Below are 22,359 nucleotides of genomic sequence, written 5' to 3'. Positions count from 1 at the left end.
GCCGGGCCTTTCAGGGTCGTTCAGGTCTTCAGTTCAGCTTGGTCGCGACCGAGCTGATGGTCTCGTCGACCAGGCGGGCCTTGGCCGCACCATCGAGCCTGCTCGCGATCAACTCGTGAGCGGCGGCGATGGCCGCGTCGGCTGCCGCGCGGCGAACCTCGGCCAGGGCATTGGCCTCGGCCTGGGCGATCTTGGCCTTGCCGACTTCGACCCGGCGGGCGAGGGCGGCTTCCAAATCGGCCTCGGCCTTCTTGGCCAGTGCCTCGGCAACTGCCTTGGCTTCGACGACGATCGCCTCGGCTTCCTTGTCGGCGTTCTTGGTCGCTTCGCGATACTTGGCCAGGGCTGCCTGCGCTTCCGCCTTCAGCTTGGCCGCGGCATCGAGATCCGCCTTGATCTTGGCCGAACGCTCGTCCAGCGCCTTGCCCAGCAGGCCCGGCACCTTGTAGTAGGCGATCATGCCCACGAAGAGCAGGAAGCCGACGGCAACCCAGGTTTCAGGATTGGACAGGATTTCTTCCATCACAATCTCCGTCAGTGGGTACGGCTGAGCGCGGCATCGACCGCGCTGCCGGCAATGGCTTCGTCGACGCTGAGGCCGGCGATCTTGGCGGCAATGGCGCGCGAGGTTTCGATGGCGATGCCTCGAACCTCGGCCATGGCAGCCTCCTTGGTGGCGCGGATGCGCCCCTCGGCGGCCTTCGCCTCCTCGTTCAGCTTGGCCTCGAGTTCGGCCTTGCGCACGGCGACCGCGGCTTCGATCTTGGCCCGGGCCTCGGCGGCGATGGCATTGGCACGGTTACGTGCCTCGGCCAGCGCCTTGTCGTAGGCCGCGATCGCTGCCTGGGCTTCGTCCTTCAGGCTGGCCGCCAGCGCGAAGTCGCCTTCGATCTTGGCCTGGCGGCCTTCGATCGTGCCCTTCAGCTTGGGCAGCACCAGGGTGCTGAGCAAGATCAGGAGCAGGGTGAAGGTGACGACGAGCCAGAAGATCTGCGGCGGGAAGTCCTCGAAGCGGAGCTGAGGCATGCCCTTCTTCGCAGCTCCCTCCGCCGCCTCGGCCAACGCCGTGGAGACGGAGCCGAGCGCGAAGCACGCGCCTAACAATATGTGCCGCATGATCCTGGTTCCTATCCCGGATGGATTGAGCCGGGATCAGCCGAACAGGACGAGCAGGCCGATCAGCAGCGAGAAGATGCCCAGCGCTTCGGTCAGGGCGACGCCCAGCAGCAGGTTCGGGAACACCTTGGGGGCCGCGGCCGGGTTGCGCAGGGCGCCGGCGACGAAGTTGCCGAACAGGGTGCCGAGGCCGATGCCCACGCCGCCGAGGCCGAGGGTCGCGAGGCCAGCGCCGATCATCTTGGCAGCATCGAGTTCCATGGAAGAATTCCTTCTAGAGTAGGGAGCGTGAGTGCTCGTTTAGGGGTGATTAGTGGTGGGGTGAAGCGCGTCGTTCAGGTAGATGCAGGTCAGGATCGTGAAGATATAGGCCTGCAGGAACGCGATCAGAACTTCGAGCGCGGTCAAGGCAACCACGAAGACCAGGGGCGCCACACCGAAGAGGCCCAGCGCCACGACGAAGCCCGCGAAGACCTTCAAGGTGGTGTGGCCCGCCATCATGTTGGCGAAGAGACGAACCGAGAGGCTGACCGGACGGGTGAGGTAGGACAGCACTTCGATGAAGATCAGCAGGGGCGCCAGCCACATCGGCACGCCCGAGGGCAGGAACACGTGCAGGAAACCAAAGCCGTGCTTCACGAAACCCAGCACCGTGATGGCGATGATGATCACCAGCGCCATGGTGGCAGTCACCGCCAGATGGCTGGTGAAGGTGAAGGAATAGGGCACCATGCCCAGCATGTTCGCGGCCAGCACGAACACGAAGATGGTGAAGATGAAGGGGAAGTATTTCAGCCCCTGGGTGCCGGCGGTATCCTTGATCAGGTTGGCGATGAACTCGTAGGAGAGTTCGGCCACCGACTGGAGCCGGCCCGGGACGATCGCGGCGCGCGACGTCGCAAGCATCATGAAGCCCGTGACCAGGACGACGGCGATCACCATCCACATGGCGGAGTTGGTGAACGAGATGTCCACGCCGCCGATGTTCAGGTCGACGAGTCTTACGATCTCGAACTGATGAAGGGGGCCATGCGCTTCGCCGCCAGCGGCCATGTCGAACCTCGAATGTCAGCCACGCTTTAAATCACTGTCCTCATCGGCCTGCGCATCGGCTTCCGCTTGCATGCGGCGCACGACACGGATCACGTTCAACATCCCGGCCGCGGCGCCCAGGAAGAAAAACGTCACCATCAGCCACGGTCTTGTCCCGAACCATCGGTCCAGAGCCCACCCGATCAACCCGCCGACGACGAATCCAGAACTGAATTCGACGCCGAGACGCATGGCCGATCCGTAAGCGCTCGACGTCGGCGGCGGCGTTTCCCGTTCCGGCGGACCGACAACGGTGTCACGCGCCTCCTTAAGACGGCGGTCAAGATCGGCTAGGGATGGTAGCGGATCGTCAGCCATGGTCCTAAAGCTACTCTTCTTGAGAGACTCAAAGCGAGTGCCAAAGGGCCACACCAAACCCAGCGCCTCAACCCCCAGCCAAGGCGCGCGCAGAGTATGTGCGGCGTGCATCCTCGTCAAGGCACAAAAGCCCTGGGTCAAGTCTTTGATATCTCAACAAAAAGTAGGGGAGAGGCAAGGTGCCGCAGGCCGACTCGCGCCGCACTGCGGCAAGGGGACGGGCACAACCCTGGTGGGTCCTCCCGTACCGTGCCTTGAAAACGCCGCCGTCGTCCCGGCGCAGGCCGGGATCCATGGCCCCGGCAGCGAGATATTCAGGGGAAATCTCCATCCGCCCGCCAATGGATTCCGGCCTGCGCCGGAATGGCGGTTGGGGGTGACCTCGGCGGGTCTACTCCGCCGCCAATAATTCCGGCGTGCGGGACAGGTCGACCGAGACGAGCTGGCTGACGCCGGGTTCGGACATGGTGACGCCGAACAGGCGGTCCATGCGCTGCATGGTCAGGCCGTGGTGGGTGACGACCAGGAAGCGGGTGCCCGTCTCCTTGGCCACCTCGTCGACCAGGTCGCAGAAGCGCACGACATTGGCATCGTCCAGCGGCGCGTCCACTTCGTCGAGCACGCAGATCGGCGAGGGGTTGACCATGAACACGGCGAAGATCAGCGACAGCGCGGTCAGCGCCTGCTCGCCGCCCGACAGCAGCGAGAGCACCTGCAATTTCTTGCCCGGCGGCGAGGCGAAGATTTCCAGCCCGGCCTCGAGCGGGTCCTCGGACTCGGTCAGCGCCAGATAGGCCCGGCCGCCGCCGAACAGGCGGGTGAACAGGCTGGTGAAATGCTGGTTCACCTGCTCGAAGGCGGCCAGCAGGCGCTCCCGGCCCTCGCGGTTGAGCGAGCCGATCGAGGCGCGCAGCTTGGCGATCGCGGCGACCAGGTCTTCCCGCTCGGCGGTCATCGAGCCGATGGTGCCTTCGATTTCTTCCGATTCCTGCTCGGCTCGCAGGTTCACCGGGCCGATGCCGTCACGCTCGCGCCGCAGCCGGTCGAGGCGGGCCTCGAGTTCGGCCAGGACGGGCAGAGGATCGCCTTCGTCCAGGTCGGCCTGGCCTAAGATTTCCTCGGGCTTGCAGTCGAGTTCCTCGAGCACGCGCTCGGCCAGTTCGCGGCGGCGGATCTGGGCCTGCTCGACGCCGGCCTCGGCCCGGACGCGGGCTTCGCGCCGGCTGCCGGCCTCGCTCTCGGCGGCGCGGGCGTTGCGGCGGGACTCGGTCAGGCCGCGCTCGGCCTGGGCCAGGGCGTCGGCCGCGGCGCGGCGGGCCAGTTCCGCCGCTTCGATCCGGTCGGCCAGGGCGGCAGCCGCGTCGTGCAATTCCTCGGGCCGGCCGGCCAGTTCCTCGCGTTCTTCCTCGGCGATCGTCCGGCGTTCCACGAGTTGGCTCATCTGGCGTTCGGCCGATTCCGCGCGCCGGCTCCAGGCCTGGAGTTCGGCGGTGACATCGGCCAGGCGCTTGCGCCGCGCCTCGACCTCGCGCTTCAGGCCGTCGCGGGCGGCGCGGGCCTGCGACTGGGCGGCGCGCAGGGCCTCGACCTCGCGCAGCAGGTGGGCGCGCAGTTCCTCGAGCTGGAGGCGGGCCGGCAATTCGGCCTGTGCCGCCTGCGCCTTGTCGCGGGCGCCGGCAACCTCGGCGATATCGCGGGCAATCCGCTCGGCGGATTCGGCCAGGGCATTGGCGCGGGCCTCGCGGGCGGCGGCCTCGCGGCCGGCGCGGGCTTCCTCCTCGCGGGCGCGGTTCAGGCTGTCATTGGCCTCGCGCACCCGGCGGCGGGTTTCCATTTCGCTCGCCTGGGCCACTTGTGCCGCATTGCGCGCGGCCTCGAAGCCGAAGCGAGCCTCGGCGGCGACGGCCTCCAGGGTCTGGCGCTCGGCCGCCAGTTCCTTCAAGCGGTTGCGCTGGGCGAGGCGGATGGCGGCGGCGGTCGGTGCCTCGGCGGCGGCGGTGAAGCCGTCCCAGCGCCAGACGTCGCCCTCGCGGCTGACCAGCATCTGGCCGGGGGCCAGGCTTGCATGCAGGGCCTTGCCGGCGGTCTTGTCGACCACGCCGATTTGGGCCAAGCGGCGCGACAGGGCGGCGGGGGCCAGGACATAGTCCGACAAGGGGGCCACGCCGGCCGGCAGGGCGGGGGCCTGGTCATAATCGGGCAGGGTGGCCCAGTGGACCGGGGCGGCCTCGTCGGCCGGCACCGAGAGATCGTCGCCCAAGGCGGCGCCCAGGGCGGTCTCGAAGCCCTTCTCGACCGCCAGGGCATCGACCACCGGCGGCCACAGGCTGCCGGCATCGGCCGCCAGCAGGCTGGCCAGGGCCTTTTCCTCGGCGGCGATCTTGCCGGCGGCGGCTTCCGCCAGGCGCAGGGCCTCACGGGATTCCGATTCCGTGGTGTGGGCCTGGGCGCGCGCCGCTTCGGCGTCGGCCACGGCGTCCTCGGCTGCCTCCAGGGCGGCCTGGGCGATCTCGACCTTCTCGGTCAGGTCGGCCAGGGCGACCGCGCGGGCGCGTTCCTCGGCGATGCGCTGGGCATCCTGGTCGAGCTGGCCGCGGGCCTGGGTCAGGCGTTCCAGCCGCCCCATCAGGTCGCGCAACTCGCGCTCGAGGCTGTGGCGGCGGGCCTCGACGGCGGCCAGGTCGCGATTGGCCTTGTCGAGTTCGGCCTCGCGCGCCTGCAACTGCTCGGCGGCGGCAACGACGGCGGCTTCGGCCGCCTCGGCGTCCAGGCCGGAATCCTCCTCGGCGGCGACAAGTCCCTCGCGCTCGATCGACAGCCGCTCCAGCGCCGCGCGGGCGTCGGTCAGCAGGGTCTCCTCGCGCACGCCGTCGCGCATAATGGTTTCGATCGCGGCGGCCAGGCGGGCCAGGGCCTCGCGCGCGCGCTTTTCCTCCAGCGCCAGGCCGTCGCGCTCGACCACCAGGCGGTGCAGGGCCTGGGCGGTTTCGGCTTCCGCCTCGCGCAGCGGGTTGATCTGGTCGGCGACGGCGTTTTCCTGGTTGACCGTGTGGGTGGCGAATTCGGTCGCCGCCGCCACCGCCGCCTGGGCCGCGGTCAGGTCGGCGCGGGCGGCCTGCAGGGCGGCCTCAGCATCCAGCCATTTCAGGTGCAGGACGACGGCCTCGCCCTTGCGGATCTGGCCCTGAACGTTGCGGTAGCGGGTGGCCTGGCGCGACTGGCGCTTCAAGGCATTCAACTGGTTGGTCAACTGCCCCATCACGTCGTCGACGCGGACCAGGTTGCCTTCCGCCGCCTTCAAGCGCAGTTCGGCCTCGTGGCGCCTGGAATGCAGGCCGGCGATGCCGGCGGCCTCTTCCAGGATGGCGCGGCGGTCGCGCGCCTTGGAATTGATGATCGCGCCGATGCGGCCCTGACCCACCAGGGCGGGGGAGCGGGCACCGACCGAGGCATCGGCGAACAGCAGGTGGACGTCGCGGGCGCGGACTTCCTTGCCGTTGATGCGATAGGCGCTGCCGGCCTCGCGCTCGATCCGGCGCGAGATTTCGAGTTCGGCATGGTCGTTGAAGGCGACCGGCGCCAAGCGTTGCGAATTGTCGAGGACGAGGGAGACTTCGGCCAGGTTGCGGGACGGGCGGGTCGACGTGCCGGCAAAGATCACGTCGTCCATTTCCGAGCCACGGATCAGCTTGGCCGAGGTTTCGCCCATGACCCAACGCAGGGCTTCGAGGAGGTTGGACTTGCCGCAACCGTTCGGGCCGACGATGCCGGTCATGCCGGGGTGGATGACCATTTCCGTCGGATCGACGAAGGACTTAAAGCCCGACAGCCGCAGTTTTGAGAACTGGACCATTGCCCCCTCGATTGTCTGTCACGGCCTGCCTCAGTCGGGCAGGCCGTTGTCCTTCAGGAACTTGGTGAATTCTTCGATGGTCAACGCACCGGACGCGACCTTGGTCCCGATCACGAAGCTGGGCGTCGACTCGATCTTGAAGTCGCGCTCGGCATTGAAGCGCGACTGCGCGACCTTGTTCTTCAGGGCCTCGTCGGCCAGGCAGGCGTCGGCTTGGCCATCGCCGACACCGGCCAGCTTCACCGTCTGCTTCAGGGCGGCGATCGGATCGGCTGCGCGGGCCCAGGTCGCCTGGGAGCGGAACAGCAGTTCGATCAGCGGCTCGACCCGCTCAGCGCCGGCGCATTGGGCCAGCATGGAAGCCCGCAGGGCGACCCCGTCGAGCGGGAAATCGCGATAGACGAACCGGATCTTGCCGGTGTCGATGAACTGCTTCTTGACCTCGGCGAAGGTCGTGGTCGCGAAGTGGGCGCAATGCGGGCAGGTCATCGAGGCATATTCGATGACCGTGACCTTGGCATCGGGCGAGCCCAGGACGAAGGCGCCGTCAACCGCGGCAGCGGGGACAGCAGCCGGCGGCGGGCTTGCCGGGGCGGGCGCCGCCGCGGGGGCGGCCGGGGCCTGGCCGGTCGCGGCCGGCTTCTTCTCGAGCAGGCCGAGGCGATCCACGGCCAGCCAGCCAAGGCCACCCACGGCCACGATGCCGGCGCCGGTCAGGATCGTACGTCGCGTATTCATTCTGTAATCTCACCACAAGATGTTGGGGGTCGTAAAGGCAGATGATTTGTTGACACGCTAGATATAGGCGTCGCCGTCATCGCTCGGCGAGGGCTCGGGCGCGGATTGCCTGGCCCAGGGCAGACAGGGCGGCGCGCAAATGATCGTCGGTGATTGTGGCCACCATGCGGTCGATCGCCGCTTTCTCCTCGGCCGGCAGGGGCGGCAGGGGCGGGCGGGGGCGCTTGCGCGGCGGCAAGCGGCCGCGGGAGATTTTAAGCCGGGCCGTGGCCTGGAAACCGCAGAAGCTGTTCACCTTCTCGATGATCTGGGGTTCCAGGTGCTGCAGCTCCAGGGCCAGCGGCCCTTCGACTCGGACCTCCAGGGTACCGCCCTGATTCTCGCCGCGATCAAACTTCAGCCGTTCCGGCAGGGTGCAGTCGGCCAGGCGCTCGCCCACGATCAGGGGCCAATGGGTAATGATCTCGGCCGCCGCAAAGCCGCGCTTTCCGGTCACGCTGCGCAGCAGGGCGGGCAGGCGCGCGGCGGCACGCTCGGTCCGAAACCGCCGTTGCGCCGAAGGTTCGAAGGTCTTGGTTGATCGCCCGCTCATTGCGCCACTCTAATGGGCCGATGCCGCCCGTCGATTCCGAATTCGCCTTTGACCTTCCGGTTCCCGCGTCCAGGCCCCGCAGCGGCCTCGCCGCGGCCTTGCTCGCCTGGTACGACGGCCATCGCCGCCGCCTGCCGTGGCGCGCCGATCCCGGCGTCGCGGCCGACCCTTACCGGGTCTGGCTGTCCGAGATCATGCTGCAACAGACCACGGTGGCAACCGTCCTCTCGCGCTTCGGGCGCTTTCTCGACCGCTTCCCGACGGTGATCGCGCTCGCCAACGCCCCGATCGAGGATGTTTTGGCGGAATGGGCCGGCCTTGGCTACTACGCCCGCGCCCGCAACCTCCATGCCTGCGCCCGCGCCGTGGCGGCCAAGGGCGGGCGCTTTCCCGACACGGTCGAGGGCCTGGCCAAGCTGCCGGGCATCGGCGGCTATACCGCCGGCGCCATCGGCGCCATTGCCTTCGGCCGCCCCGTGGCCGCGGTCGACGGCAATGTCGAGCGGGTGGTGAGCCGGCTCTACCGGATTGCCGAGTCGATGCCCCAGGCCAAGCCGGAAATCCGCGACCTGGCGCAAAGCCTGGTGCCGGCCGACCGGCCGGGCGACTTCGCCCAAGCCATGATGGACCTGGGCGCCACGATCTGCCTGCCGCGTGGGCCCCTGTGCGGCCGCTGCCCGGTCGCGCGCTGGTGCGACGGTGCGGCGACAGGGGATGCCGCCCTCTACCCGGTCAAGGCCGAGAAGGCCGAGCGGCCGACCCGCCTGGGCACCGCCTATGTCGCCATCCGCGGTCGCGACGGCGCCGTGCTGCTGCGCCGCCGGCCCCCACGGGCCTGCTGGGCGGCATGATGGAAGTGCCCGGCACGATCTGGACGGAAGGTGCCGCACCCGCCGGCACCCCGCCGTGCCCGGCCGACTGGCGCGCCCTGCCCAAGCCGGTGGAACACACCTTCACCCATTTCCACCTGATCCTGGGGGTTGAAGTGGCCAAGGTGGCGGACTTCGCCGTGGCCGGGGAATGGCACCGGCCGGCCCACCTGCCCGATGTCGGGCTGCCCACCGTATTCATGAAAGTGTTGCGCGCGGCGAATATATTGTAGGGCCTCGCCCCATGATATGGTGCGACGGCGAAGAAGCGGAGTTGAGACAGTGACCAAGGCAGCAGGCAGTGCGAGCGTGTTCATCGACGGCGAGGCCGGCACCACCGGGCTTGGCATCCGTGACCGCCTGCGCGACGTGCCTGGTATCACCGTCCGGAGTATCGACAATGACAAGCGCAAGGACCCCGCCGCCCGCAAGGAACTGATGGCGCAGGTCGATGCAGTGGTGCTGTGCCTGCCCGACGACGCCGCCAAGGAATCCGTCGCCCTGGCGGCCGAATTGGGCGATGCCGCGCCGCGCATCCTCGATGCCTCGACCGCGCACCGGGTGGCGCCCGGCTGGGTCTACGGCTTTCCAGAGATGGCGCCGGAACAGGCGGCGGCGATCGCCGCGTCGCGTCACGTCACCAATCCCGGCTGTTATCCCACCGGTGCCATCGCGCTGTTGAAGCCGCTGGTCGAGGCGGGCGTGCTGCCGGCCGACTATCCCATCGCCGTTCATGCCGTCTCGGGCTATTCGGGCGGCGGCAAGTCGATGATCGAGGATTACGAGGCGCACCGGGCGCCGGCCTTCGAACTCTACGGCCTGACCCTCGAGCACAAGCATGTGCCCGAGATCCACAATTACACCGGGCTGGTCCGGCGGCCGATCTTCATCCCCTCGGTCGGCACCTTCCGCCAGGGTATGCTGGTGACGGTGGCGCTGCATCTCGACCTGTTGGCGGGCGCGCCCAAGCCGGGCGACCTGGAAGCCCTGCTCGCCGCCTATTTCCAGGGTAGCGACCTGGTCAGCGTGCAGCCCGCCGCCGACCTCAAGGGCCGGATCGAGCCCGAGGCCCTGAACGATACCGACCGCCTGGAACTGCGCGTGTTCGGCAACGAGGCGCGCGGCCAGGCCCTGCTGGTCGCCCGCCTCGACAATCTGGGCAAGGGCGCCTCGGGTGCCGCGGTGCAGAACCTGAAGGTCATGCTGGGCCTGAGCAAGGGTGCCCGCGCGGCGGCGTAACCTGAAGCCCCCTAGTAGTCGTCATCCCGGACTTGATCCGGGATCCATCGGCATGGCAGGCGAAAAGCCGGGGAAATGGGCTGGTGCGTGGTCCCGGCCCTGCATCGACATGGATCCCGGATCAAGTCCGGGATGACGGTGGAGGCGGAGCGCTAAGCCTTCTCCGCCTGGGCCAGCATGGCAGGCACGATCAGCCGGTGGAACGGCAGCACCGCCGTCAGGTAGATCCTGCCCAGCAGGTTGTGCGGGCGGACCAGGGTCGTCACGGTGACGCGCTGGCGGCCTGGACCCAGCCCGGCGACGACGACCGCGACGCGGAAATCCAGGTGCCTGTCGTCGAGGCCCAGCACCACCTGATCGGCGGCCTGGCTCAACACCGGGAAGAAGCCGACCTTGGGCCCACGCGCATCGCCCCCGGTCTTCAGGCCCAGCGGCGCCACGATGCCGTTGCGCAAGGCCATCAGCCAGCGGATCCAGCCGGGCGACCGGCCCATGACACGGGCGGCCGCGGTCCCGGCGTCGAGATCGTGGCCACCGATGACAGCGGTAAAGGCATCGGCGAAGCTGGCCCCGGGCAACAGGGGCCGGAGGCTGGATTCAGGTGGCACCGATTGAATGCGCATGCGGGCGTCTCCTTCGGCCGAAGGCCCCCATCAGGCGCCCCTGGCAAGGCCACCCGCAATCACCCAAATCATCGCTGCGGCAGCTAGCCGCGCTCAAGGATTGATCACCGCAGCGGGCGTGCCGCGGCGGGCGCGCCCCTCAGGAGGCCTTCCGTCGACAGGTCTTCATCGATGTCAGGCCAATGGATGCCGTAGCCGCCGCCGGCAATCTCGAAGCGGGCGCGCTGCTCGGGCGTCGCGTCGAACAGGCGCGGATACCAGACGAGCGGCACGGAAATCGTCCGGCCGTCCATCAGGTCGACGACAAGGCGATCGGTGTCGACGCGCACGCCGAGAACCCGAATGTCACTCGCCGTTGCTGAAATGGCCATGCCACGCCTCCAACAACATCGCCCGATGGTGCCGAACCATTTCGAGCATTTCCCTCAAAGTCCGCGCGTCGAAGCCGAGATTGCGCGCCAGGGCAGGTATTTCAAGCCAATATTTCGCCGATGAGCCGCCCTTGTCGATATGAACATGCGGTGGCTCGTTGGGCTCATGGCTGTAGAAATAGAACCGATAGCCGTTGAGGCGAAGCACGGTTGGCATCGGCTTCGCCCCAACGGCCTAGTGCGCCGCGCCCAGTTCGGCGCGCAGGCGGCTGCGGTAGAAGTCGATCGGCACCAGGCTGCCCTGGTGTTCGAAGTGCCAGAAGGTCCAGCCGTTGCAGGCTGGCGCCCCCTGGACATGGGCGCCGACCCGGTGGATCGAGCCTGTGGCGTCGCCGGTGACCAGGCTGCCGTCGGCGCGGACCTTGGCGCCCCAGCGGCGGCGCTGGTCGAACAGCATGGTGCCGGGGCGGATCAGGCCGCGTTCCACCACATGGCCGAAGGGGATGCGCGGTTCGTCGCGCTTGGACCTTGTGACCGACAGGGGAGCATCGTCGCCCACCTCGATCGCCTCGATCCGCGCCCTGGCGACGCCCGCATAGGTTTCGTCGCGTTCCAGGCCGATGAAGTGGCGGCCCAGGCGCTTGGCCACGGCGCCGGTGGTGCCGGTGCCGAAGAAGGGATCGACCACCACGTCACCTGGATGGGTGCAGCCGACCAGGACGCGGTAGAGCAGGGCCTCCGGCTTCTGGGTCGGATGCGCCTTGTTACCGTCGTCGCCCTTCAGCCGCTCGCCCCCGGCGCAGATCGGCAGCAGCCAGTCCGAGCGCATCTGCAGGTCGTCGTTCAGGGTCTTCAGGGCATCGTAATTGAAGGTATAGGTCTTCTGCGCCTCGTTGCGGGCGGCCCAGATCAAGGTCTCGTGGGCATTGGTGAAGCGCCGGCCGCGGAAATTGGGCATCGGGTTCGACTTGCGCCAGATCACGTCGTTCAGCATCCAGAACCCCAGGTCCTGCAAGGCCACGCCGACGCGGAAGATGTTGTGATAGGAGCCGATCACCCAGATCGCCCCGGTATCCTTCAGGATGCGCCGCGCCTCGAACAACCAGGCGCGGGTGAAGCGATCGTATTCGGCATAGGATTCCGCCGTGCTGCCGCCGTCGGCGAAGCGGTCCCAGGCATCGTCGACGCCGTCGACCACCGACTGGTCCGGCCGGCGCAGGGTGCCGGCGCGGGTGCCCTTGTCCAGCATCAGGTTGTAGGGCGGATCGGCGAAGACCAGATCGACCGACTTGTCGGGCAGGCCGCGTATCAATTCGATGCAGTCACCCACCAGCACCTGGTCGAGCGGCAGTTCCAGTTTCGCCACGTTGCGCATCATCCAGCCCCAAATCACATCGAGGGCATCCTGATTCGCGCGAGGAATCACGTCAATAGTCCTTGTGAATCAATGTTTTAATGGGACTAAATGATGTGCGGTGGAAGCTTGTGGGCCCAAGCCGTTGTAGGGCCTGCTGATGTTCAGGCGTGCCATAGCCCATGTGGCGGGCAAAGCCGTAGCCGGGAAACCGCGCATCGGCCGTCGTCATGATCCGGTCGCGATGCACCTTGGCGACGATCGAGGCGGCCGCGATCGACAGGGACAGGGCGTCGCCCTTGACCAGGGTCGCGACCGTGCAGGGCAGGGCCGGCTTGCGGTTGCCGTCGACGATGGCATGGGCTGGCGCGAGCGGCAGGGCCTCGACCGCGCGGCGCATGGCGAGCAAAGTGGCCTGCAGGATGTTGAGGCGGTCGATCTCCTCGACGCTGGCCTCGCCGATGCCGACATGGGCGAGCGAGAGGATCTGCTCGAACAGTTTCTCGCGGGCGGCCGGGCGCAGCTTCTTGGAATCGGTGATGCCTGGGGGCACGCGCACGCCGGCCGGCCAGATCACCGCGCCGGCGGCGACCGGCCCGGCCCAGGGGCCGCGCCCGGCCTCGTCGATGCCGCAGACGATGCCGCCATGGGCGATCTCGCGGCTGAGGTCCGGGGCGGGGGCAATCGGCATGGCTCTTCGATAAAGCGCCGATGCCGCCTTATCAAGGGCCCTGCCGAGGCGTACACTGCGGCCTTCGCATCGGGGGAGGCGACCATGCCCGGCATCGACTGGCTGATCCGCGGTACGCAGATTTCCGTGTGTAACTGTGATTGGGGCTGTCCCTGTCAGTTCAATGCCCTGCCGACCAAGGGTCATTGCCGGGGCGCCGCCTGCTACCAGATCGACGAGGGGCATTTCGGCGACGTCTCGCTGGCCGACACGCGCTTCGCCGTGATCTTTGCCTGGCCCGGGCCGATCCACCTGGGCAAGGGGACGGGCCAGCTCATCATCGATCGCCGTGCCGATGCGCGGCAGCGCGAAGCCCTGATGAAGATTGCGGCGGGCGAGGAAACCGAACCCTTCGCCACCATCTTCAACGTCATGACGGCGATGACCGAGACTTTTCTCGAGCCGGTCTTTGCCGACGTCACCTTCGAATCCGATCCCGAGGCCTGTATCGGCCGCTTCTCGGTCCCCGGCCTGATCGAGGTGAAGGCAGAGCCGATCCGCAACCCGGTCACCGGGGCGACCCATCGCGCCCGGGTGGTCATGGCCGACAGCTTTGAATTTGCGCAAGCCGAATTCGCCAGTTCGGCGGTGAAGGCGTTCGGGACGATCAAGCACGACTGGGACGTGGGCCACGCCCATTTCGCCCCGGTGAACATGACGGGGCAGGGCCTCGTCCGCTGATCCGTCCGCCGTGGCGGGCGCGCTCGAGGCGCTGCTGCGGCGCGACCGGCTGATCGTCGCCCTTGCCATCGCCCTGGTTACGGCGCTGGCCTGGGCCTATCTTCTCTCGGGCGCCGGCATGGGCGCCTCGGGCCTCGAGATGACGGCCATGAGCGGCTGGTTGCCGGGGGCCGCCATGGCCATGCCCGCGCCGCCCTGGACGCCGGCCTACGGGCTCATCGTCTTTGCCATGTGGTGGGTGATGATGGTCGGCATGATGCTGCCCTCGGCCGCCCCCATGCTGCTGATCCACGCGGCCTATGGCCGGCGCCGGCAGGTTGCGCCGACCGTGATCTTCGCGGCCGGCTATCTCGCCATCTGGGGCGTCGCCAGCCTGGGCGCCGTGCTGCTGCAATGGGCGCTGACCGGTGTCGGCCTGATGGACGGCATGATGCAGGTCTCGAACGGGGCGGTGGCGGGGCTGCTGCTGATCGCCGCCGGGATCTATCAGCTCACCCCGGCCAAGGCGGCCTGCCTGGGCCATTGCCAGGCCCCCTTCACCTTCCTGCAGCGCCACAGCCGGCCCGGCCGCCTGGGTGCCTTCCGCATGGGGGTGGAGCACGGGCTCTACTGCCTTGGCTGCTGCTGGGGCCTGATGCTGTTGCTGTTTGTCGGCGGGGCGATGAACCTGGTCTGGGTCGCGGGGCTGGCGGTGCTGGTGCTGATCGAGAAACTGGCGCATCTGCGCTGGCTTGGGCGGGCGATCGGCGTAATCCTGTGCCTTGGCGGTCTTGCCGTGGTGGCGGCGCCTTGATTGCGGCGTCGAGGTTGCGTGCATGTCCCTGCCTGATCGAATTCCCTATTGGACCCGGGGCGAGCCGCGCACCAATTTCGGCGACTACCTGACCGAGCTGCTCTATGACGGCCTGTTTCGCGGCCGGACCGACTGGATCGACGGCGAAATCCACCTGATCGGCAGCGTGATCTCCGACCTCTATGTCGAGGCGGCGCGGGCCGCCGGCCATCGCCGCATCGTCTATTGGGGTTGCGGCCTGCGCCATCCCCACGACCTTGCGCCGGCGAACCGCAAGGCGGCCAAATTCTGCGGCGTGCGCGGCCTGCTGACCCGGGCCGTGCTGGGCCTGCCGCGAACCACGCCGATCGGCGATCCCGGCCTGTTGCTGCCACGTTTCTACCGGCCGGCGCCGGCGCCGGATTTCGCCGGCAAGGCCCTGTGCATCCGCCATGTCGGCACCAGCATGAGCGATGCCGCCCTGCTGAAGCAGACCGGGGCGGACGTCGTGCTCAGCCCCTGGATCAGCCCCGACCGGGCCGCCTGCCATCGCCTGATCGATGCCATCGCCGCCGCCGACTTCGTGCTGACCGCCTCCTTGCACGGCGCCGTCGTCGCCCATGCCTACGGCGTGCCCTTCGCCTATCTCAACGACCGCAAGATCGACGTGCCGTTCAAATGGGCGGATTTTTCCAGCTCGATCGGCTTTGAATGCGATTTCGTCTCGACGGTGAAGGAGGGGCGCAAGCACCATGCCCGCAACGCCCGGCAACGCCCGGCGTTACTGACCCTGGATGCCCTGGTGGCGGCCGCGCCGCTGAAGCCGGCCTAGTCGCCGAACAGGGCCATCTGATCGTCACGCTCGAGCGGCCGGCGGAATTTGGTGATGTCCAGCGGCCGGCGCGAGATGTCCAGTCCCAGGCGGGCGGTGGCCAGGCGGAAGCGCTGGGCGATCAGGTCGGCATAGGGCCCGGTGCCGCGCTGGCGCAGGCCGAAGGTCGAGTCGTAAGCCTTGCCGCCGCGCATGTCGCGGATCAGGGCCATCACCCGGCCGGCCCGCTCCGGCACCGCCGCCGCCAGCCATTCCTGGAACAGGTCCTTGATCTCCAGGGGCAGGCGCAGCATGACATAGCCGGCGATGGTGGCGCCGGCCTTGGCCGCCGCCTCGAGGATCGCCTCCATCTCATGATCGTTGAGCCCGGGGATCATCGGCGCGGTCATCACGCCCACCGGCACGCCGGCGGCGCTCAAGGCCTTGATGGTTTCCAGCCGCTTCTCTGGGGTGGCCGCGCGCGGTTCCATCCGGCGGGCCAGGCGGCGATCCAGCGTGGTGACCGACAGCGCCACCTTGGCCAGGTTGAGCCTGGCCATGCGCCCCAGGATATCGATATCCCGCTGCACCAGGGCCGACTTGGTGACGATGGTCAGCGGGTGGTTCCAGCGCTCCAGCACCTCCAGGATGCCGCGCGTGATGCGCAGCTTCTTCTCCACCGGCTGATAGGGATCGGTGTTGGTGCCCATGGCGATGGGCCGGCAGGCATAGGACCTGGCGCCCAGTTCCCCCTCCAGCAGGCGGGCGGCGTCGGGCTTGGCCAGGATGCGGGATTCGAAATCGATGCCGGGGGAAAAGCCCAGATAGGCGTGGGTGGGCCGGGCAAAGCAATAGGTGCAGCCGTGCTCGCAACCCCGGTAGGGATTGATCGAGCGATCGAAGGAAATATCCGGGCTGTCGTTGCGGGTGATGATGGTGCGCGACTTGTCGGTCTGCACCCGCGTCTCGATGCGCGGCGCCGGCTCGTCGCCCTGGCCCCAGCCGTCATCGAAGGCGACCGCGTCGAAGCGCTCGAAGCGGCCGTTGGCATTGGACAGGGTACCCCGGCCACCCCGGGCGGCGGCATCGACCTTGGCCGTGCCTTCCTGCCGGCCCGCCGTTTCCGCCGTCTCCTCCAGGCGCACGGTGACAGGCCGGGGCACGATCCGCCCGGATCCGTTCTTCGCCTTGGGTGCGCGTCCATCGACCATAGCCGCAGCCTAGCAGGAAAAGAACAAATAGGGAACGATTGTTGGCGGGCCTTCCACTCCCAGTACGCACCACGCTCAACCGTCATGGCCGGGCGAAGTCCCACGGCTGTCCGGTTAAGGAAATCGGGTTGTTTCAAGGCATATGCGTACCACTCTCAATCGTCATGACCGGGCTTGTCCCGGTCATCCACGTCGGGACGAGCCACCTTCGTTGAAGAAAGAAGCAGCTTGCCGACGTGGATGGCCGGGACTTCGCCCGGCCATGACGAGTTAGGGTGGTGAGGATGGAAAGAAAACCACCCGAAGGAAGTGGCCTCCCGCGCCCGATTTCCTTAACCGGACAGCCGTGGGCGAAGTCCCGGCCATCCACGTCGGCAAGCTGCTTCTTCCGTCAACGGACGTGCACTGTCCCGACGTGGATGCCCGGCACGAGGCCGGGCATGACGAGTTTGGGTGGTGGGGATGGAAGGGAAACGCCCTGGCCTTCAGGGTTCATTTTCTCAGCCCGCTGCCGGATCCAGGATGTCCTTGAAGCCCGAGGGGGCGTGGGGGCCGACGATCAGTTGCTCGAGCACGCCGCGGCCTTGGCCGATGCTGCCGTCGGGCCGGGTCATGGTCGCGGTGACGAAGGCCTGGATATGCAGGTGGGGCGGGAAATAGCCGGTTACCTCGGCCAGCTTCAGCACCTCATGGCCGATCGCCAGCGGCCCCTTGTTGCCGCCGTGCGGCCATTCCGGGTGACCGTAGCCCAGGCCCATCATGTAGAAGTGGAACTTCGGGGTGAGGTCGATCCGCGTCTCGCCGCCGCCACGGTGGCGATAGAACAGCGACGCCTTGGCGGCGTGGCGCGAGCCGGGGATGAAGCTGACCGCGGCATGGCTGCTGGCCATCTCCTTGGCCTCGCCGCCGTCGAGGGGCTGGATCACGGCATTGTTGTTCCAGGCCTCGCCCTGGGCATCGTCGTTGACGTGGAACAGGGTGCTGCAATCGCCGAAGTTCAGCGGCGCCCACAGCCAGTAGAACTGGAAGGGGGCGGGCGGGGCGAATTCCTGCAGGTCGGGCGCGCCGATCGGGCGCACGCCCCAACTGCGGTCGCGGGTGCCGGTGAAGCGGTCGGGCGAAATCTCGATGCGCCTGCCGGCGACCTCGACCCAGCCCTCGTAGCGCCCGCTCTGGGTCAGGCGGGTCAGGTCCATGAAGGTGCGCGGGCCGATCCGATGGGTAAAGCGCGGCTCCTTCAGGGGCCTGGCCCGACAGTGGAACTCGAGGTCGGCGCGCAGGCCGGACTCGTTGCCGTCGACCGCGATGCGCAGGACTTCCAGGGGCTTCACCACCTCGATGGCGATCGGGCCGACATGGGTATCCAGCCGTTCCATGTTGAGGTGGCGCGAGGCGTGCAGGTTGTGCTGCACCCCGTCGACCACGACGCAGAACGAGGCATCGATGATGTTGAGGTGCGGGTAGACGCCCAGGGCGGCGGCGAAGAAGACCGCGCCATCGTCGCTGTAACCGTTGAAGAAATAGCGGTCGTAGAAGTTGCGGTCCGTGCCGGCGAAGGCGATCGGTTCCGGCGTCTGGTGGATCGGGTAGTCGTCGGCCTTGGTAAGCATGGGAACCTCGATTAGGGGGACAGGAGGGAGAGGGCGCCCAGCGTCTCGATCTGGTCGGCGTGCCGGTGCAGCATGGTCAGGAACATCGCGTCGCCCCGCGCTGTCTGCTCGACCAGGATCGCCGCGGCGAAGGCCATCTGGAGCCCTGAGAAGCTGAACCAGCGGTAGTCGCGCCACAGGGCGTCGAACGGGTAGTCGGTGATCCCCGCTTCCCTCAAGCGGGTGTGATAGTGGCGGACCAGTTGTTCCTCGTGGCGGCGGCGGTCGGCCTCGACCAGGCCCGCCCCCAGGAAATAGGCGACATCGTTGGCCGGCCCGCTCAGGCTCAAGGTCTGCCAGTCGACCACGGCCAAGGGCCGGTGGCGGCCGCCGAACAGCATGTTGTCCAGGCGGAAGTCGCCGTGGCTGAGGCATTTCGGGCCGCGGTAGCCTTCCGCCCAGAGGGCCAAGCCGGCGACGAAGGCATCGCCGATCGCCGCCGCCCGGGGCGAGACGCGGTCGCCGTAGCGATCCTTGAACTGCGGCCACAGGGCGGCCATGAAATCAGGCGTGATCATCGGCGGCGGCGCCGCGCTGGTGAATTGCAGCCAGGGATAGGTGTCGAGCATCGGATCGTTCCAGTGGCTGGCATGCAGGACCGCCGCCGCATCCATGGCCAGTTCCGCCTGTGCCAGCGTGCAGCCCGCGAGCTGGTCGCCCTGGACTGCCGGCGCCATGTCCTCCATCAGCAGGGTGACTCGGTCGGTCGCCTCGTCGTAGTCGCTGTAGAACAGGCCCGGCGCGATGCGGGCGGCACTGCCGGCGAAGGTGTCGTAGAAGCGGTATTCGCGCTCGTAGAGGCCCAGCACCTTGCCGGCCATGCGGTTCTTCTCGTCCTGCGACTGGAACTTGCCCACCAGGGTTTGGGGCAGGCCGGCGTGGTTCTGCCGGAAGCCCAGGCTGTAGCGGACATTGGTGCCGACCTGGCCGGTGCCGATCGCCCGGGCCTCGACCGCGGTCACGTCGGCGGCCGGTCCCCTGTGGGCGAACAGCGTGTTGAACCAGTCCGGCCCCAGGGCCAGCGGCGCGTCCACGAAGGGCGGGCGAGGCGGCGCGGCCGCCTTGCCGGCGGCATTCTCCTTGACCATGACGTCTCCCCGACATGCCGCCTACCGGCGATCTCATCTATGCCAGTGAGTATTCAGTCATTGATAATATTGTCAATGGGATTAGACTCAGGGGCATGATCCGCGCTATCGAGAAGACCCGCCGTGCGCCACAGCTCCAGCCCAGCGAGCGGCGGGAGCAATTGATGGACTGCGCCCTGGCGGTCTTCGCCGAACGCGGCATCGGCGGCGCCCGCCATGCCCGGATTGCCCAGGTCGCCGGGGTGGCGACGCCGACCGTGTTCACCTATTTCCCGACCCGCGACGACCTGGTCGCCAGCGTCCTGGCCGAGGTTCACCGCCGTACGGTGGGCATGCTGCGCGAACGCGCGGCCACGGCCGCCACGGCGCGGGGCAAGCTGGAGGCGATCCTGGCCGCCGTGGTCGAATTCGCCGCCGCCGGGCCGGATGTGCTGAAGGTCTATCTCGACTGGACCACCTCGTCGGACGGCGCGGTGCGGACCCAGTTCCTGACTTCGCTGGAGGAGACGCTGGACGTCTTCCGCGCCATCGTCAGGGCAGGTGCGGGGGGCGGCGAGTTCAAGCCGTCGATCGATGTCGAGGACGCCGCCCATTTCATCTTCGGCGCCTGCCACATGATCGCCCAGATGAACTTCCTGGGCAGCCCCCGCCACCGCATCCGCATGTTCGCCGCTACCATGGCCGAGGCGGTCTTTGCCATGGGGGCCTAGCGCATGGCGCTCGCCCCCAGCGCGCCCACGGTCTCGGCCACCAGGCGCGCCACCGTCTCCATGTCGTCGTAGGGCGTATAGGCCAGCCCCAGCCGCGCCACTACCAGCCGGGCCGAGGGAACGATCACCACATACTGGCCGAAGGAACCGCGGGCCATGTAGGCGTCGGCCGGCAGGCCGAAGCCGAGGCGGATCCGCGCACCGTCGCTGTCGCCCCGATTGGTCCAGAAGCCCGCGCCATAGCCGTAGGTCTCGCTGCCCGGCGTCAGGGTGGCGGAATAGTCGGCCCAGCCCGCGGGCAGGATGCGGTCGCCCCCTGCCATGCCGTCGTCGAGGAAGAGCTGGCCCAGGCGGGCCCAGGCGCGGGCGGGGGCGAACATGTGGCTCGATCCGATGGGCGTGCCGGTCGCATCGAATTCCAGGGTGACATGCTGCATCCCCAGCTTGTCGAACAACTCCCGCCTGGCAAAGCCGATCACCGCGGCGGCATCGCCGCCCACCTGGTCGCGGATGATGCGCGACAGCAGCAGGGTGTTGCCGTCGGCATAACGCCACGCCGGGCCGGTGCGCGGCGCGGCCATGGCAAAGCCCGCCATGTCGCGTTCGACGAACAGCATCTGGGTCGATCGATCGAAAATGGAGGTGAAGCCGGCGTGAACAGAATCCCCGATGTCGAGCCCGCTGGCCATGCGCAGCAGGTTGTCGATCGAGATGGTGTGCCTCGGGTCGGCCGGATCGGCCCAGGCCGCGACGGGGGCGGGGCCGTTCACGCTCAACTTGCCCTGGCGCACCAGGATGCCGATCAGGGCATTGGTCACCGACTTGGTCATCGACCAGCCGGCGATCGGCGTGTCGACGCCATAGCCCGGGGCATAGCGCTCGGCCACGATCTTGCCGTCATGCAGGATCACCACCGCCTTGGTCCAGCGATGAGGGGCCTCGGCCGTCTCCGCGAAAACATGGTCGAGAGCCGCCGTCAGGCGCGGGTCGGTGGGGGCGGTCGCCGCCGGCGCGGCTGGCGCCGGTGCCTCGATATCGACCGCCGGCGCCGGCGGGCCGTGGCTGATCAGGCAGCCGAGCTGGCCGCGATAGACCGCCTCGCTGGTCCCCAGCCCGGCGAATGTCGCACTTACCTTGGTGTGCTCGTAATCGATCTCGCGGCCGAACAGGAAGCCGATCGGGCCGCCGCTGGGCGCGATCGCCTGCTGGTAGAATTCGTCCGGGTCGAGCTTGGAGACGAAGACCGCGGAGCAGAGCTGATGGCTGACAAAGCCGGTGGCCGTCCCCACCGCCCGGTCGATATCCGAGGCGCAGGCCGCAACGGCCGCGAGCAGGGCCGCGGTGGCGGCGAGGGCGATGACGCGCTTGGATCGAGGCAAGATGGCTCTCCTTGGGCAAGTGGTGCCTCAGGAGCTAAACCGCCGTGCCGCGGCCTTCACGCCGATTTCGAAAGCGGCCTCGCCGAAACTGAAACCGCCTCGCCGATTCCGGAATCGGCCGGTGCCCGGCGGTATTCCGTGGGCGTGACGCCGGTTTCCGCCTTGAAGGCGCGGTTGAACGGGCCCAGCGAGCCGAAACCCGCATCGAGGGCGATGGTCAGGATCGGCACCGCCGCCTGGGCGGGATCGGCGAGTGCTGCCTTGGCCTCGGCGATGCGATGGCCGTTCAGGAAACTGTTGAAGTTGCGGTGGCCCAGGCCCTGGTTGATCAGGCGGCGCAGGCGGTATTCGGGGATGCCCAGGCGCTCGGCCAGGTCGCCGATGGTCAGCGCCTCCTGGCGATAGATGCGGTCCACCGCCATGGCCCGTTCCAGGGCTACGATCAGCCGCTGGTCGCCGCCGTCGATCGCCGGTGGCGGTACGGGGATCTGCGCCTGGGCGGCGGGAAACAGGGCCTCGCCCGGGCCGACCCCCAGCAGGGACCAGGCGACGCCGCCCGCGATCACCGCCAGGCCGCCGGCTGCGATCACGCTGGTCAGCAGGGGGGCGGCATCATAAGAGCCGAGCAGATTGGCGGCCGCGTTCAGGCCGATATAGCTGGCCGAGGCGGCGACGATGAAGACCCGCAGACGCCGGCGCGGCTCGACCAGGTCCGCCCGCCAGTCCGCCACCGTCTGCCACACCGCAAGGGCGGCAAAGCCGAAGGCGGTCAAGGTCAGGGCCGCGGCGGCGATCCGCTTTTGCTCGGGATCGAGCACCAGGGCGCAGGTCGAGCCCAGCACGACGACCCCGAGCCACACCGCCCCGTGGCGGCGGCGCAGGCGGAAACCGTCATCGAACAGGGCGCAGGCAAACAGCCAGAACACCACATTGTTGCCGGCGGCGATCATCAGCAGCGGCAGGCCCCACCAGCCCATGTGGCCATGGAAGCTGGCAGCCGAGGCGATGGCATAGGTGGCGGTGCCGGCGGCGAAGAAGGCGCCCAGGCGGGCCGCCGCGACCCTGCCGTGATCGCGCAGCAGGAGGCTCGCCACCAACAGCAAGACCAGGCAGACGCCGCCCCTGATCAGCAGGTCGACCGCGCCGAGGGAAAGCTCGTTCAT

Annotated in this window: 25 protein-coding genes; 7 read left to right on the top strand and 18 right to left on the bottom strand. The window is 68.3% G+C overall.

Going from position 1 to position 22,359, the window contains the following annotated elements:
- Positions 1-28 precede the first annotated feature (28 nt).
- The 8 genes from D3874_RS13190 to D3874_RS13155 all read right to left on the bottom strand — a co-directional run bounded on the left by D3874_RS13190 (position 29) and on the right by D3874_RS13155 (position 7,709).
- Positions 29-523: a F0F1 ATP synthase subunit B family protein gene (locus D3874_RS13190; protein ID WP_119778497.1), complete on the bottom strand. Its 495-nt coding sequence runs from the start codon at positions 521-523 to the stop codon at positions 29-31.
- 11 nt (positions 524-534) lie between these two features.
- Complete coding sequence (locus D3874_RS13185) at positions 535-1,026, bottom strand: F0F1 ATP synthase subunit B family protein (protein WP_158595989.1); 492 nt, start codon at positions 1,024-1,026, stop codon at positions 535-537.
- Positions 1,027-1,152: 126 nt separating this feature from the next.
- On the bottom strand, positions 1,153-1,377 hold the full coding sequence (locus D3874_RS13180; protein WP_119778495.1) for a F0F1 ATP synthase subunit C: 225 nt from the start codon (positions 1,375-1,377) through the stop codon (positions 1,153-1,155).
- 39 nt (positions 1,378-1,416) lie between these two features.
- Complete coding sequence (locus D3874_RS13175) at positions 1,417-2,169, bottom strand: F0F1 ATP synthase subunit A (RefSeq protein WP_119778494.1); 753 nt, start codon at positions 2,167-2,169, stop codon at positions 1,417-1,419.
- A 15-nt stretch (positions 2,170-2,184) separates the two neighbouring features.
- Complete coding sequence (locus tag D3874_RS13170; RefSeq protein WP_119782277.1) at positions 2,185-2,526, bottom strand: AtpZ/AtpI family protein; 342 nt, start codon at positions 2,524-2,526, stop codon at positions 2,185-2,187.
- Positions 2,527-2,917: 391 nt separating this feature from the next.
- On the bottom strand, positions 2,918-6,379 hold the full coding sequence (gene smc, locus D3874_RS13165; protein ID WP_119778493.1) for a chromosome segregation protein SMC: 3,462 nt from the start codon (positions 6,377-6,379) through the stop codon (positions 2,918-2,920).
- A gap of 30 nt (positions 6,380-6,409) precedes the next feature.
- Entirely contained in the window at positions 6,410-7,117 is a 708-nt protein-coding gene (locus tag D3874_RS13160; RefSeq protein ID WP_119778492.1) for a DsbA family protein, read from the bottom strand.
- A gap of 76 nt (positions 7,118-7,193) precedes the next feature.
- Positions 7,194-7,709: a DUF721 domain-containing protein gene (locus D3874_RS13155; protein WP_119778491.1), complete on the bottom strand. Its 516-nt coding sequence runs from the start codon at positions 7,707-7,709 to the stop codon at positions 7,194-7,196.
- Positions 7,710-7,729: 20 nt separating this feature from the next.
- Here D3874_RS13155 and mutY point away from each other — a divergent pair, with 20 nt between their 5' ends.
- Genes mutY through argC form a run of 3 tightly spaced genes read left to right on the top strand, consistent with a single transcriptional unit; the run spans position 7,730 to position 9,817 of the window.
- Complete coding sequence (gene mutY, locus D3874_RS13150; RefSeq protein ID WP_338016717.1) at positions 7,730-8,560, top strand: A/G-specific adenine glycosylase; 831 nt, start codon at positions 7,730-7,732, stop codon at positions 8,558-8,560.
- Positions 8,557-8,811: an HhH-GPD family protein gene (locus D3874_RS31605; protein WP_338016716.1), complete on the top strand. Its 255-nt coding sequence runs from the start codon at positions 8,557-8,559 to the stop codon at positions 8,809-8,811. The genes mutY and D3874_RS31605 overlap by 4 nt, the downstream gene beginning before the upstream one ends.
- Positions 8,812-8,860: 49 nt before the next feature.
- A complete protein-coding gene (gene argC, locus D3874_RS13145) occupies positions 8,861-9,817 on the top strand; it encodes an N-acetyl-gamma-glutamyl-phosphate reductase (RefSeq protein ID WP_233559932.1) in 957 nt (318 codons plus the stop codon).
- A 152-nt stretch (positions 9,818-9,969) separates the two neighbouring features.
- Here argC and D3874_RS13140 read toward each other — a convergent pair whose 3' ends face one another.
- From D3874_RS13140 to D3874_RS13120, 5 genes are all read right to left on the bottom strand, one after another.
- Positions 9,970-10,440, bottom strand: a complete 471-nt coding sequence (locus D3874_RS13140) for a DUF2867 domain-containing protein (protein WP_119778489.1) — start codon at positions 10,438-10,440, stop codon at positions 9,970-9,972.
- Positions 10,441-10,544: 104 nt separating this feature from the next.
- The gene (locus D3874_RS13135; RefSeq protein WP_119778488.1) at positions 10,545-10,811 is read right to left on the bottom strand and encodes a DUF2442 domain-containing protein; all 267 of its coding nucleotides are present in this window, start codon (positions 10,809-10,811) and stop codon (positions 10,545-10,547) included.
- A complete protein-coding gene (locus D3874_RS13130) occupies positions 10,786-11,028 on the bottom strand; it encodes a DUF4160 domain-containing protein (protein ID WP_119778487.1) in 243 nt (80 codons plus the stop codon). The genes D3874_RS13135 and D3874_RS13130 overlap by 26 nt, the downstream gene beginning before the upstream one ends.
- A gap of 18 nt (positions 11,029-11,046) precedes the next feature.
- Complete coding sequence (locus D3874_RS13125; RefSeq protein WP_119782276.1) at positions 11,047-12,186, bottom strand: site-specific DNA-methyltransferase; 1,140 nt, start codon at positions 12,184-12,186, stop codon at positions 11,047-11,049.
- A gap of 52 nt (positions 12,187-12,238) precedes the next feature.
- Positions 12,239-12,856, bottom strand: coding sequence for a ribonuclease HII (locus D3874_RS13120; RefSeq protein ID WP_119778486.1), 618 nt, complete (start codon positions 12,854-12,856; stop codon positions 12,239-12,241).
- A gap of 84 nt (positions 12,857-12,940) precedes the next feature.
- Here D3874_RS13120 and D3874_RS13115 point away from each other — a divergent pair, with 84 nt between their 5' ends.
- Genes D3874_RS13115 through D3874_RS13105 form a run of 3 tightly spaced genes read left to right on the top strand, consistent with a single transcriptional unit; the run spans position 12,941 to position 15,180 of the window.
- The gene (locus tag D3874_RS13115) at positions 12,941-13,576 is read left to right on the top strand and encodes a DUF1326 domain-containing protein (protein ID WP_119778485.1); all 636 of its coding nucleotides are present in this window, start codon (positions 12,941-12,943) and stop codon (positions 13,574-13,576) included.
- A 10-nt stretch (positions 13,577-13,586) separates the two neighbouring features.
- Positions 13,587-14,369, top strand: a complete 783-nt coding sequence (locus D3874_RS13110) for a DUF2182 domain-containing protein (protein ID WP_119778484.1) — start codon at positions 13,587-13,589, stop codon at positions 14,367-14,369.
- Between the two features lie 22 nt (positions 14,370-14,391).
- Positions 14,392-15,180, top strand: a complete 789-nt coding sequence (locus D3874_RS13105) for a polysaccharide pyruvyl transferase family protein (RefSeq protein ID WP_119778483.1) — start codon at positions 14,392-14,394, stop codon at positions 15,178-15,180.
- Here the strand turns inward: D3874_RS13105 and D3874_RS13100 are convergent.
- From D3874_RS13100 to D3874_RS13090, 3 genes are all read right to left on the bottom strand, one after another.
- On the bottom strand, positions 15,177-16,322 hold the full coding sequence (locus D3874_RS13100; RefSeq protein ID WP_338016715.1) for a PA0069 family radical SAM protein: 1,146 nt from the start codon (positions 16,320-16,322) through the stop codon (positions 15,177-15,179). The genes D3874_RS13105 and D3874_RS13100 overlap by 4 nt on opposite strands.
- A 548-nt stretch (positions 16,323-16,870) precedes the next feature.
- Positions 16,871-17,980 (bottom strand): hypothetical protein, encoded by a 1,110-nt coding sequence (locus D3874_RS13095; RefSeq protein ID WP_119778481.1) that lies wholly within the window; start codon positions 17,978-17,980, stop codon positions 16,871-16,873.
- Positions 17,981-17,991: 11 nt separating this feature from the next.
- The gene (locus D3874_RS13090) at positions 17,992-19,107 is read right to left on the bottom strand and encodes a phosphotransferase (RefSeq protein ID WP_119778480.1); all 1,116 of its coding nucleotides are present in this window, start codon (positions 19,105-19,107) and stop codon (positions 17,992-17,994) included.
- 95 nt (positions 19,108-19,202) lie between these two features.
- On the opposite strand from D3874_RS13090, the gene D3874_RS13085 reads away from it, so the two are divergent.
- On the top strand, positions 19,203-19,817 hold the full coding sequence (locus tag D3874_RS13085) for a TetR/AcrR family transcriptional regulator (protein WP_158595987.1): 615 nt from the start codon (positions 19,203-19,205) through the stop codon (positions 19,815-19,817).
- On the opposite strand, the gene D3874_RS13080 is transcribed toward D3874_RS13085, so the two are convergent.
- Both D3874_RS13080 and D3874_RS13075 read right to left on the bottom strand, forming a co-directional pair.
- On the bottom strand, positions 19,814-21,196 hold the full coding sequence (locus D3874_RS13080; RefSeq protein ID WP_119778478.1) for a serine hydrolase domain-containing protein: 1,383 nt from the start codon (positions 21,194-21,196) through the stop codon (positions 19,814-19,816). The genes D3874_RS13085 and D3874_RS13080 overlap by 4 nt on opposite strands.
- Positions 21,197-21,252: 56 nt before the next feature.
- Complete coding sequence (locus D3874_RS13075; protein ID WP_119778477.1) at positions 21,253-22,359, bottom strand: helix-turn-helix domain-containing protein; 1,107 nt, start codon at positions 22,357-22,359, stop codon at positions 21,253-21,255.

The sequence above is a fragment of the Oleomonas cavernae genome, from assembly GCF_003590945.1.
In the GTDB taxonomy this organism is placed as follows: Bacteria; Pseudomonadota; Alphaproteobacteria; order Zavarziniales; family Zavarziniaceae; genus Zavarzinia; species Zavarzinia cavernae.
The sequence above is the reverse complement of the archived record's forward strand: the minus strand, read 5'-3'. Positions and strand labels throughout refer to the sequence as shown.